Raw genomic sequence first — 12,142 nt, forward strand, 5'->3', positions numbered from 1 at the left:
GACGTGACTACTCCTTCACCGCACCACCGGTGAGACCACTCACGATGTACTTCTGGAAGATGAAGACGACGAGGACGGCCGGGATGATGGACAGAGTCCCGGCGGCGGAGAGGGACGCCCACTGGATTTGGATGTCGCCGATGTACTGGTAGACGGCGACTGGAAGCGTCTGTGCCTGCAAGTCGGTGCTCACGATGAACGCGAAGAGGAACTCGCGCCACGAGAACAGGAACGTCAGGATGGCGCTCGCGGCGACCCCGGGCATCACCAGAGGGAGGATAACGTGCCTGAACGCCTGGAAGTCGGTACAGCCGTCGACCTTGGCCGACTCGTCCAAGGACGTCGGGATGGTGATGTAGAAGTTCCGCATCGTGTAGATGACGAGCGGCAGCCAGAGGTAGATCTGTGCGATGATGATCCCGGTCCGCGTGTTGAGCAGGTTGAGATAGGACATGATCTGATAGTACGGGATGATCAGTCCGATCGGGGGGAAGAGTCGCGTGACGATGACCAGCAGGAACATCGCGTCGTCGAACCGGAAGCGGTACCGACTGAAGACGTAGCCGGCCGGCGTCCCGAGCGCCATCACGATGGTCGTCGACGTGATAGCGATGACGAACGAGTTCATCGCGGCCTTCCAGTGTCCCTTCGTGACGAGGGCCGACCCGTACGCCTCGACGGCGCCCTGGAACGGCGTTGTGGGGAGATACGTCTGTGAGAACACCGCGTCGTTTGGCTTCATCGACGTGAGGAACATCCAGGTGAGCGGAGCGAGGACGACGAAGAGCGTGAGGAACATGAACGCGTGGGCGACGTACCGGCTCTTCACCGCCTGCCAGAACCGCTTTTTCGTCTCGTAGTCGATCCGTTGCTCTCGTTGGGTCTCTGTTGCCATCGTTAGTCACTCCGATTGCTGACCGGACCGCAACTACGCGCCGGAGACGGGGGGGCGTAGTGTCCACTCATGCTTCGTCGACTCGCTGCAGGATCACTTTCACGTAGAACGCGCCGACGATCATCGTCACTAGGACGAGTACCACCGCGATCGCGTTCGTGTACCCGAATCTGAACAGTTCCATCCCCTGCCGGTAGAGGGTGATGGACAGCACTTCGGTCGCCGTGCCCGGGCCGCCGTTTGTCATCCCGAAGACGATGTCGAAGGCCCGCCACGCGAACATCCAGTTGATCAGGATCGCGACGAACAGCGACGGGCGCAGGTACGGCAGCGTCACGTGTCGGAACGCCTCGAGCGTCGTCGCGCCGTCGACTTTCACGGCGTCGTACATGTGCTGTGGGATCGCCTGCAGTCCGGCGTAGATGATGATCATCGCGAACGGCATCCGAACCCACCCGTCGACGAAGGTGACGGCCATCAAGGCCAGCGTCGAATCGGCCAACCACGGGATGTTCGTGGTGATCAGTCCGAGATCTTGCAGGACCGTGTTCAGCACGCCCGTCTGCCCCTGAAGGATCCACCGCCACATCAGCCCCGCCGTCGCCAGTGGGATCGACCACGCGGCCATGACGAGCGAGACGTAGATGTCCTGAAGCCGGTCGCTCTCGACTTGCTGGATGGCGAGCGCGATGCCCAGTCCGGCGAGAGTGGCGAAGATCACCGAGCCGAACGAGTACTGGAGCGTGGTAATGAAGTTCCCGATGAACCGCCCCGACTGGAACAGCTCGGCGTAGTTCTGGAGTCCGACGAACTCACCGTCGAACCCGCTCGTGATGTCCGTGAAAAAGGACTGGTAGAACATATACACGACCGGGTAGATGAACACCAGAAACAGCGTGAGCAGTCCCGGCCCCAGGAGGACCGCTTTTATGTGGTCGTTCACGATATCCGAGGCCCTCTCGCGGAACGCGTCGGATATCGGGAGTCTATCACCGACGGATTTCGTTTGGGTACCCATTGTCTGAATCTATGTTTGAATCGTGTGTTCGTGATCGATTCCGTCCAACAGTAGAGGCGGTGACGAAGATGCCGACTCGGGCGGGTTACTGCTGGAGGACCTGATCGATGTACGCCTGGAGATCATCGACCGCCTGATCCGGTTCCTTCTCGCCGGCGAGGGCGAGGGAGATCTCCTCCGCGGTCCGCTGCTGGGTCGAATTCATCGACGGCCACACTTCGACGGTCGACAGCTCCTGAACCTCCTTGATCTGCTCGCTGAAGAGCTGTTGCCACTCGGGCAGCATGTCCTGCATCTCCAGGGCGTCGTCGTAGACCCGGGAGACGTACGAGAGGTTCCCCTCGTAGGTGTACTCCCACCACGCGGCGGCGTAGGACCGGTTCACGTCGGCGAGGGTCAGCGCCGCCAGTTTCTTCGCGTCGGATGCGAACGGGTTGATGGCCAGGAGGTTCGGGTTGAACATGGACCGCTGAGCTGGGTCCGGTCCCTCGGTGGCCATCGGCGGTTTCGCCATGTAGTAGTCGTCGCCGAAGTTGCTCAGCGCCTCCGGGACGAACGAACTCCACCGCCAGGTGATGGCCGCGTTCTCGGAGAGGAACACGTCGGTCAGGTCGCCCTGGCCGAAGTTGAGGATGGACTGGGGACTCCGGTCGGCCATGTCGACTAGCCTGTTCATCGCGCGGTAGTGGGCGTCCGTGCTGAACTGGACCGTCCCGTCGTCGGCGACGAACTGCCCGCCCTGCTGGTACACCAGCTGCATCCAGTCGAACAGCGTGTACACGTCGTTGGCCCCGTGGAACGCGAAGCCCATCGCTTCGGTGTCCTGGAAGGCGTTGATGACCTCGTCCATGTCCGACCAGTCCCACTCGCCGTTGGCGATCTCGGGGTCCAGACCCTGCTCCTCGAGCAGGGACCGGTTGACGTGGTAGACCGGCATGTTCATGATCTGGGGGGCGTAGTAGACGTGCTCGCCCTCACGATCGGGATCGCGGTCCGAGGACAGGACACTCTGCACGACGTCGGGGAAGGGATCGAACGGCTCCCCCTCTCCCCAGAGCGGGTCCTGCGTCTCGATCCACCCGTTCTGGACGAAGGAAGTGAACGTCTGCAACTCGACGTTGAACGCCACCGGCTCGCCCTGCTGTGAACTCAGGAAGGACTGCTGCTGGGGAATCGCGGTGTTGACCTCGGCCGTGATGTAGTCACGGGAGATCCCCGTCTCCCGGGTGAACACCTCGTGACGAGCGACCGTCGCCGGGTCGAACTCCAAGGATCCGAAGTTGGCGACCTGGATGCTGTCGACGTCGGCGGCGCTGGTGTCCTCCCAGCCCTCCGGCAGCGAGTACGGTGCGGTCTCGACCGCGCCGCGACCCGCCCAGTCGGTCGGCTGGTCCCCCGGCGGGACGTCCTGACGGTCCTCCGGCGGCCAACTCTCCATCGGGTTCGCGAACCCCAGACGCTCTCGCCAGTTGCCGGTCCAGTCGAGTTGCTGCGCTTCCTCGAGGTAGCCACCGTCGCCGCCGTCGCCACCGTCGCCGCCGTCGCCGCCGTCGCCGCCGTCGCCGCCACTACCGCCACAGCCGGCGATCGTGAGGAATCCCGACGCCACGAATCCTTTCATTAGTTTCCGTCGGTCGATACCGTCAGCCGTCCGTATGTCATCGAGCCGCATATGACATTGAATGACAATGTCATTATAAAAAATTTACCCATCACCTTAGCTTAGATACATTATTCGCCCGCGGTTCGATCGGGCGGCGACGGCTGACACGCCGTCAATCCGCAGACGCCGTGGAGTGTTCCGGGGGGAGCGTTCCCCTCCCGCAGGGGGCGATCCATCAGTACCCCTCCAGGTAGACGGCACCGTCCTGGACGACGACTCGGTAGGTCGGTAACCGGTAGTCGGTAGGCGCGAGATGCTCCCCGGATTCGATCTCGAACTCCCACCCGTGCCACGGACAGGACACGACCTTGTTCGTGGCGTCGTAGGTCAGTTCCATTTCGTCGTCGACCTCCAGCGAGCCCGAAACCAGTCCCTCACAGGCCGGTCCACCCTGGTGAACGCAGTAGTTCGACAGGGCGTTGAACTCCCCGCCGACGTTGAAGACGGCGATCTCTCGCCCGTCGAGGTCGACGATCACGCGGTCGCCGTCCGCGATCTCGTCGACGTCGGCCACGTAGTGTCGGGTCTCCGCCGACTCCGACTGCGGTGAATCGTCTTTCGTAGTCATCGGTCGATTCAGAAGTCGTAGATCTCCAGGGCGGTCTGACCGTACACGTTGGCGACGTCCGTCGGTTCGAAGTTGCTCCGCAGCGCGGAGAACAGGTAGTCGGAGTGGTCGAAGTCCAGGTGGGGGTAGTCGGACGAGAACATGAGGTTGTCCGGCCCCATGAGACCGACGATCGGGCCGATGTAGTCCGGATCTTTCGCCCCCTCGACCGGCTGGCTCGTGAAGTAACACTGGTCGTCGACGTACTCGCTCGGCATCTTCTCCAACATCGGTGCGTCGGATCGCTTCTCCGAGTACTCGTTGTCGAGACGGCGGGTCATGTACGGAACCCACCCGAGGCCGGCCTCCTGAAAGACGACGTCCAGGTCGGGGAACTTGACCGGAACACCCCGCGTGATCATGTCCGTCAAATGCATCATGTGGATCATGGCGTGCGTCGGGGCGTGATTGCTGAGATACCGGTTCGTCCCGTGGAACTGGAGGGGAAAGTTCAGCATCTGGGTCCCCGACGCACTGTGGAGCTGGACGGGGAGCCCGGCGTTCTCGGCCGCCTCGTAGATCGGGAAGTAGCGTTCGTTCCCGAGCGGGGGGTGGACGCCACCGCTCGGGATGAAGACGCTCACGATGCCGTCCTCGCCCGCCCGATCATCGATTTCCGCGGCCGCCTTCTGAGGCTTCTGGGGCGCCACGACCACCGGCCCGTAGATTCCTTCGTCGGGGTTGTAGATTTCGTCGAGCACCCATTCGTTGTAGGCGTGTGCCAGCGCCGCCGCGAGGTCGTCGTGGTGGACACCGCCGAGATAGAGGTTCAGCGTCGGCGTCACGATGGCCCGGTCGACGTTCAGGAGTTCCTTGCCCTCGATGATGTCCGCTTGGGACCGAACCTTGTTCATCTCGACGTTCCCGGTCGCCACCGGCGTCAACAGGCCCGCGGTCGGATAGAAGTCCTTGAGATACCCCATCGGAATATCTTGATTCTCGTGGAACAGCATATCGTGGAACGGACTCGGGAGGTACGAGAGGAAGTCGTCCTGTTGCTCCGACAGGTGGAAATCGGAGTCGACGACGGTTTCCAACTGCTCGAGGGACGTTACTGTCTCGGGTGGAGTCGCTTTCTCGCTCATGTGCTAGCGATCCACTCGTGGATACAAGAAATTTTGCACGGTGAGGGCGCGTGGATGCGGCTGGGCGCTAGCCGGGGGAACGGGGGGTGCAAGCTCCCGTGTCGATGCCCGCGTCTGGCGGGATCTCGCTCCTGCTATCGGATCCTGTAGTCGTCGAGTTTCGATCGGTCGAGCGAAACGCCGTGTCCGGGGCGATCGGGCGCCCGTATCGTGCCGTCCTCGGGGGAGAGCGGATCCTCGACGACGTCGTCGAAGGCCGTGGGAGCGGAGTCGGCGTAAAAATACTCCATCCAGAGACCGTTTTCGACGGCCGCGACGAGATGCGTATGGAGGTTCCAGTTGTAGTGGGGGGCGACGGGAACGTCGAACGTGGCCGCGGTCTTCGCGACGTTCAACCACTCGGTTACACCGCCGACGACGGTCGCGTCTGCCTGGATGACGTCGACCGCGTCCGCTTCGAGGAGGTGTCGGAACCCGTATCGCGTGAACTCGAGTTCACCCGTGGCGACGGCGTACTCGATCCCGTCGTTGATCGTTCCCATGAGCGGGATGAGGTCCGGCATGACGGGTTCCTCGATGAAGTACGGGTCGAACGCGTCGAACCGCCGCAGCGCGTCGATCGCCTCGTGTTCGGTCGCCCACGCGCCGTTGGCGTCGAGCAGCAGCGTCCGGTCGTCGCCGATCGTCTCGCGCACCGCCCTGAGTCGGTCGACCTCCTCCTCCGGAGGGATCCGCCCCACCTTCATTTTCACGATGTCGTGGCCGCGGTCGACGTACCGCTGCATCTCCGTCCGGAGGCCTTCGGTACCCTTCCCGTCACGGTAGTAGCCGCCGCTCGCGTATGCAGGGACCGAATCGGTGTACCCGCCCAAGAACTTATACAGGGGCTGTCCTGCCTGCTTTGCCCGGATGTCCCACAGGGCGATGTCCAGAATGGAGATCGCCTTGACGAGCAGGCCCTTTCGACCGATCTGTACCGTCCCGTCGTACATCTCCCGCCAGAGTCGCTCCGTGTCCCGGGGGTCCTCGCCCTCGATCATCGGCGCCAGAATGTCCGTGACCGCGTCGGCGATGAGGTGGGATCCGCCGTACCCCAGCGTGTATCCGAGGCCCTCGATTCCCTCGTCAGTTCGGACGTAGACCAGCGCGTAGTCGCGTGCCTCGACTTCCCGAGTCGCGAAGGCGACTGGGCTGTCCAGCGGGATGGATACGGCCAAGCTTTCGACGTCCGTGATCTGCATGGATCACCCATCGAATGGGGCCGATATATAAGTTCTGCGGCGAGACGTCCGTACGAAGCCAGGGTCTCCGCAGCCGCCACGGTACCGTGTCGAGACGGTCCGAGAGGGCCACCCCGACGACGCGCACCGTTCGAGCGACGGGATGGTACCGGCCGCAGTACGTTTTTGCGGCCGACCGACGATGGGCAACTATGGTTCCGACGATCACGCGGATCGAGAGCATAGAGTTCGAATACCCGCTCGAGGACGTCGGCACCGACGAAAACGGATTCAACCTCGTCTACGATCCCGGGGCGACGACGATGCGGCGTCTGTTCGGCCTCCGCATCGAGACTGACGCGGGCGTCACGGGCGAGTACGTCGGCGGGAACTCGCCGGCGTTCGCCCAGATCAACCAGTTCGCGGACTACCTGATCGGGCAAAACCCCCTCGAACGGGAGCGCCACTGGAGCGAGATCAGGCGCGGCCTGCGGAACTACGACCAGATGGGCATCGGACCGGTCGACATCGCGCTCTGGGATCTCGAGGGCAAATATCGGGGAGCGCCGATCCACGAACTGCTGGGAACCTACCGCGACCGTCTGCCCGCGTACGCCTCGACGTACCACGCCGACGATGCTGGGGGACTCGACTCCCCCGAAGCGTTCGCGGACTTCGCCGAGGAGTGCGCGGAGTTGGGGTACGGCGGCTTCAAGATCCACGGCTGGGGCGGCGCGGAGGCCGCCCGAAACGTCGACCGCGAGATCGAAACCGTACACGCCGTCGGGGACCGCGTCGGGGACGACCTGGATCTGATGCTCGATCCCTCCTGCGAGTACGAGACGTTCGCCGACGCACTCAGGGTCGGGCGGGCCTGCGACGAGGCGGGCTTCCTCTGGTACGAGGACCCGTATCGCGACGGCGGCGTCTCGGAGCACGGACACCGGAAACTCAGGGAGCGTCTCGATACTCCCTTGCTCCAGACCGAGCGGGTGCGGGGTCTCGAACAGCACGCCGACTTCGTGGAGGGCGAGGCGACGGACTTCGTCCGTGCGGACCCGGAGTACGACGGCGGAATCACGGGCGCGATAAAGATCGCTCGGGTCGCGGAGGGATTCGGCTTCGACGTGGAGATACACGCCCCTGGCCCCGCGAAACGGCACTGCATGGCCGCGATCCGCAACACCAACTACTACGAGATGGCGCTGGTTCACCCGGACTGTCGGAACACCCAGCCCCCCGTGTACGCCGGTGAGTACGAGGACTTCCTCGACACCATCGACGCCGACGGCACCGTCGGCGTCCCTGACGGTCCCGGCCTGGGAATCGAGTACGACTGGGGGTACATCGAGACCAACCGCACCGGCTCCCGGGTCTACGAGTGAGACACCGATCCCGGCACTCGGCGGCGCCGACACCGTACACCACACACGCCACGGAACGTCGACGTATCGGCACCACCCGACACCGATCCGCCTGCCGGCACCCGGCACGCCGCTCGCCGTCGGTTCCGTCCCCGAACGGCCGACGCACCGGGGTTTTTAGTAAATACGAATCAACTTACGCGCCACGACGATGGGAACTATCCGGGCGTTGCTCGCCAAGGCGGACGAACGGATCGTACGGACGGTCGTCAGTCTCGAGCGACAGGAATCGGAGCACTGGTGGAAGGGTATCCCCGCCGGGATCGCGCTCTTTTTGCTCACGTTCGGGATCATCGGTGCCGTCCCCGGAGCGGGGCTCCTGGCGTCCGGCATCCGGTATCTCTTCGTGTTCGTGTTGGCGCTGGCCTGGGGACTCCTCTTGCTGTCGGTTTTCCTCGATGCGAAGTACGTCAGGGAGCACTCGGAGTGGGAACCGACGGTCGGACTGTACCTGGCCGTGCTCCTGTTCTTTCCCTTCGCCGGGCCGCTCGCCGGTGGCGTCTACTTGTACAACCGGCACAGGTTCGTCGGAACCCCGTAGGTCGTGATCACTCGTGGCTGCCGAAGTCGGGGTCACGGTCCTCGAAGAAGGCCCGTACGCCCTCCGCGGCTTCCGGGGACGTGAACACCTCCTTGAACAGGGCCAACTCGCGGCGCCTGGCCGCCTCCGGCGACGCGGTTCGGTACGCTTCGAGCGTCCGTTTGATCGCCGCGACGGCCGGAGCGGGACGGCCGGCGACCGTCTCGGCGAACGCCGTCGCCGCCGCGTACGTCTCCGGCGGCTCACAGACGTCCGTCACCACACCCAGCTCCGCCCACTCGGAAGCCGGATAGACGTCGCCCGTGAGGAGAATCGCCAACGCCGTCCGTCTGCCGACGAGGTCGGGGAGCAGTTCGATCGCTCCGGTCCCCGGAAACAACCCCCGTTCGATCTCCGGAAACCCGATCTCCGCGTCCGCAGACGCGAACACGACGTCACAGTGCAGGAGCAGTTCTGCTCCGCCCCCGACCGCGGCGCCCTCGACGACGGCGACGATCACCGCCGACGACGTCAGCATCTCGTGAATCAGTTTCCGTCCCCTGTTCCACGCGTCCTCGATTTCGGCTCCGGTCTCCGTGGATTCGATCCACGACCGCGACTCGTTCAGATCGCGGCCGCCGGAGAACGTCCCCCGCTTCTGCCCCCGCAGGAGGAGACAGCGCGCCTCGGGATCGGCCTCGATCCGCTCGACCACGTCGAACAGTTCCGCCTTCAGATCGCTCGTCAGCAGGTTCACCGGCGGGTTGTCGATCCGCACGGTTCGGACCGCCCCGTCGTCCTCGTAGTCGAGATACTGGTACGTGTCGTCGGTGACCATAGGTTCGACCACCACGTGGACGTACAAGTAACGTTCCCCGGGGAGAGGGCGACCGTCCGGCGTGCCCGGCGAAGTCGACGAACCGGAGAGATCATGTGAACGGCCACCACACGTTTTAAACTACAACGGGTTCTGCACACGATCGTACAATGAGCGCGAAGACGATCGGATACGTCGGACTGGGTATCATGGGGATGCCAATGGCCAAGAACCTCGTCGACGCGGGGTATCCGGTGGTCGGTCACAATCGGTCCCGGGACCCCGTCGACGAACTCGTCGAGTACGGTGGCGAAGGAGCAGGGACACCGCGGGAGGCGGCAGCGAAGGCGGACGTGGTCATCACCTGCCTGCCCGACTCGGAGACGGTCGAGGAGGTCGTCCTCGGTGACGACGGCGTCGCGGACGGACTCGACGACGGCGAGGCGGTGATCGACATGTCGACGATCTCTCCCCCGGTCGCCGAGGCGCTCGCCGACCGGCTCGTCCAGAAGGGGATCCACTTCATGGATGCGCCCGTCAGTGGCGGCGAGAGTGGCGCTATCGAGGGAACGCTCTCGATCATGGTCGGCGGCGACGAAGACGTGGTCGACGACCACAACGACATCCTCGAGACGCTCGGAGAGACGATCACGCACTGTGGGGAGAGCGGGACCGGACAGATCACCAAAGCGTGCAACCAGCTGGTGGTGAGCGGAATGATCGAGGTCGTCGCGGAGGGGTTCGTGTTCGCTCACCAGGCAGGAGCGGACCTCGATGCCGTCTACGACGCCATCAGCGGCGGCTCCTGTAGGGGATTCGTCATGGACCACCACGGCACCCACATGCTCGACGGGGATCACGAGCCCGGATTCTACTCCTCGTACATGTACAAAGACCTCTCCTACGCGGTCGAGGCGGCCAAGGAATACGGGGCGCCGGTGCCCACGACGGCCGTCACCCACGAACTGTACAAGTCGACGATCGAATCCGGCTACGGACAGGAGAAGAACACGGCCGTGATCAAAGTGCTGGAGAACATGGCGGGCGGGATCGACGTGGGCGGCGACAGCTGATCCCGCCGGCCTCGCCGGACGTGATCGACCGCGCGCGAGCGTCCACGGCCCATCTCACCTGAGCGCCGTCGACGAAAGCGACGTCACAGTGTCCCGCCGGTGGTTCGCGGTACGTGATCACACACCACAACGTTAATGTGCGGACGACATCACTACTCCGGCAGGGTCATCATGACGGTAGAGACACAGGCCGAGGAGACCGGAAGCCAGCGCACGGGAAACTATCTACGCCGGCTGGTCATCGCCGGTATCGCCATCGTCTGGACGGTGTTCTGGGTCTCGGTGACGGCGGAAATCTACGCACAGCGCGGGGCGTTCCAGAGTGGCCTGGGTGAGACCAGTATCCTCGGGGTAGTGGTGACGATGTTCCTCATATTCATGCTGCCGGCGCTGTTCGTCATCTTCCGGCAGGCCAAGGGACGGAGCGCCCGGGTGTAGCGGGTGACAGTCGAGTGACCACCGCAGTCGGGCGTTCGCGGTGTCGGACACGGATCCCCGTTGCCCCGAGAGCGAGTCAATGACGCGGCCGATCGGCCGGACGTCGATGCGCGAGCCGGTGGTGCGGCGACGGCTGCCGGCCGCGACGGCGCCGGCGGGGACGGCCTGATCGGACAGTGAGACGCTGGCGGTACAGCGATACGGTACTCACGCTGTGTACGCTCGCGTTCTTCGTCACGATGGCCGGGCGGTTGGCGATCAGTCCCCTCGTCCCCGACATCATCGGCACGTTCGACATCTCCAACGCCGTCATCGGACTCGCGCTGACCGGGATGTGGCTCACGTACGGACTCGCACAGTATCCGAGCGGTATCCTCGCGGAGCGCTACGGCGAACGGCTCGTCATCCTCGTCTCGATCGGTGGGACGGCCGTCGTCAGTGTGGTGATCGCCCTCGCGCCGGCGTTCGTGGTGTTCGTGCTCGCGACGCTCCTGCTCGGGGGTGTCGCCGGACTCCACTACAGCGTCGCGATAACGTTTCTCGAGCGGACACAGGACAGGGTCGGAACCGCCATCGGCGTACACAACGCCGGGGGAACGGCCGCCGGCCTGCTCACGCCCGTCGTGATCGCGTGGGTGACAGTACGGTACGGGTGGCGACCGGCGCTCGCCGCCGTCGCGGTCGTCGGGATACCCGTGACCCTCCTGTTCGCGCGTCGGATCCGGCCGGTCGAACGGAGTCCGTCGACGGCGGCGATACGGGAGCGGCTCAGTCCCGAGTTCGTGCGCAGGTTGCTTTCCAGCCCGTCGATCGGCGTCACGCTGTACGTCGCCGTCCTCAGCGAACTCGCCTGGCAAGGAACCGCGTCCTTTCTTCCGACGTTCCTCATCGAACATCGTGGGCAGTCGACGACGACGGCCAGTGCCCTCTTCTCGGCGTACTTCGTCGTACAGGGGTTCGCGCAGGTCGGAATCGGGACGGTGTCCGACTGGGTGGGTCACGACAACGCGATCGTCGGCTGTATGCTCGCCGGCGCGTTCGGGTTCTGGCTGATCATCGCCGCCCCGGCCTTCGCGGCCGTCGCGGTCGGCATCGGCCTCGTCGGCGTCGGAATGAGCTTCGGACCGGCGGTGATGCAACGGATCCTGAACGAACTCCCGGACGAGGAACAGAACGCCGGGTTCGGGCTGGTGCGAACCATATACATGATCGTCGCGTCCCTCGGGCCGGCGATGATGGGACTGGTCGCCGATGCGTTCGACTTGGCGATATCGTTCGGCGTTCTGGCGGCGTTGCTGCTGTCGGTTGTCGCGGTGTATGTGTTTAGCGCTAGTAAATCACAAGGCGGCGTAAGGATTTGTTGACACTGCAATTTGGTGTTT

Annotated in this window: 12 protein-coding genes; 5 read left to right on the forward strand and 7 right to left on the reverse strand. The window is 64.1% G+C overall.

Annotated elements, in window-relative coordinates; all coding sequences use genetic code 11:
* Positions 1–7: 7 nt before the first annotated feature.
* The 6 genes from V8686_RS15720 to V8686_RS15745 all read right to left on the reverse strand — a co-directional run bounded on the left by V8686_RS15720 (position 8) and on the right by V8686_RS15745 (position 6,509).
* Positions 8–895, reverse strand: a complete 888-nt coding sequence (locus V8686_RS15720; RefSeq protein ID WP_379706037.1) for a carbohydrate ABC transporter permease — start codon at positions 893–895, stop codon at positions 8–10.
* Positions 896–962: 67 nt separating this feature from the next.
* Complete coding sequence (locus tag V8686_RS15725; protein WP_379706040.1) at positions 963–1,838, reverse strand: carbohydrate ABC transporter permease; 876 nt, start codon at positions 1,836–1,838, stop codon at positions 963–965.
* Positions 1,839–1,998: 160 nt separating this feature from the next.
* The gene (locus tag V8686_RS15730) at positions 1,999–3,534 is read right to left on the reverse strand and encodes an ABC transporter substrate-binding protein (protein WP_379706043.1); all 1,536 of its coding nucleotides are present in this window, start codon (positions 3,532–3,534) and stop codon (positions 1,999–2,001) included.
* A 217-nt stretch (positions 3,535–3,751) separates the two neighbouring features.
* Complete coding sequence (locus V8686_RS15735; RefSeq protein WP_379706045.1) at positions 3,752–4,144, reverse strand: Rieske (2Fe-2S) protein; 393 nt, start codon at positions 4,142–4,144, stop codon at positions 3,752–3,754.
* Positions 4,145–4,152: 8 nt separating this feature from the next.
* Positions 4,153–5,268 (reverse strand): amidohydrolase family protein, encoded by a 1,116-nt coding sequence (locus V8686_RS15740; protein ID WP_379706048.1) that lies wholly within the window; start codon positions 5,266–5,268, stop codon positions 4,153–4,155.
* Positions 5,269–5,402: 134 nt separating this feature from the next.
* Positions 5,403–6,509 (reverse strand): mandelate racemase/muconate lactonizing enzyme family protein, encoded by a 1,107-nt coding sequence (locus V8686_RS15745; RefSeq protein ID WP_379706051.1) that lies wholly within the window; start codon positions 6,507–6,509, stop codon positions 5,403–5,405.
* A 191-nt stretch (positions 6,510–6,700) separates the two neighbouring features.
* On the opposite strand from V8686_RS15745, the gene V8686_RS15750 reads away from it, so the two are divergent.
* Both V8686_RS15750 and V8686_RS15755 read left to right on the forward strand, forming a co-directional pair.
* Positions 6,701–7,873, forward strand: coding sequence for an enolase C-terminal domain-like protein (locus tag V8686_RS15750; protein ID WP_379706054.1), 1,173 nt, complete (start codon positions 6,701–6,703; stop codon positions 7,871–7,873).
* A 190-nt stretch (positions 7,874–8,063) separates the two neighbouring features.
* Positions 8,064–8,453: a hypothetical protein gene (locus V8686_RS15755; RefSeq protein WP_379706057.1), complete on the forward strand. Its 390-nt coding sequence runs from the start codon at positions 8,064–8,066 to the stop codon at positions 8,451–8,453.
* 7 nt (positions 8,454–8,460) lie between these two features.
* On the opposite strand, the gene V8686_RS15760 is transcribed toward V8686_RS15755, so the two are convergent.
* The gene (locus tag V8686_RS15760) at positions 8,461–9,270 is read right to left on the reverse strand and encodes an enoyl-CoA hydratase/isomerase family protein (protein ID WP_379706060.1); all 810 of its coding nucleotides are present in this window, start codon (positions 9,268–9,270) and stop codon (positions 8,461–8,463) included.
* Between the two features lie 149 nt (positions 9,271–9,419).
* Between V8686_RS15760 and V8686_RS15765 the strand changes: the two genes are divergently transcribed.
* The 3 genes from V8686_RS15765 to V8686_RS15775 all read left to right on the forward strand — a co-directional run bounded on the left by V8686_RS15765 (position 9,420) and on the right by V8686_RS15775 (position 12,124).
* A complete protein-coding gene (locus tag V8686_RS15765) occupies positions 9,420–10,322 on the forward strand; it encodes an NAD(P)-dependent oxidoreductase (protein WP_379706063.1) in 903 nt (300 codons plus the stop codon).
* 171 nt (positions 10,323–10,493) lie between these two features.
* Positions 10,494–10,760 (forward strand): hypothetical protein, encoded by a 267-nt coding sequence (locus V8686_RS15770; protein WP_379706066.1) that lies wholly within the window; start codon positions 10,494–10,496, stop codon positions 10,758–10,760.
* A gap of 176 nt (positions 10,761–10,936) precedes the next feature.
* Positions 10,937–12,124 carry an MFS transporter gene (locus tag V8686_RS15775; RefSeq protein ID WP_379706069.1) on the forward strand — a complete coding sequence of 396 codons (1,188 nt, stop codon included), beginning with the start codon at positions 10,937–10,939 and terminating at the stop codon, positions 12,122–12,124.
* Positions 12,125–12,142 lie beyond the last annotated feature (18 nt).

The organism is Haloplanus litoreus (assembly GCF_045690335.1).
Classification (GTDB): Archaea; Halobacteriota; Halobacteria; order Halobacteriales; family Haloferacaceae; genus Haloplanus; species Haloplanus litoreus.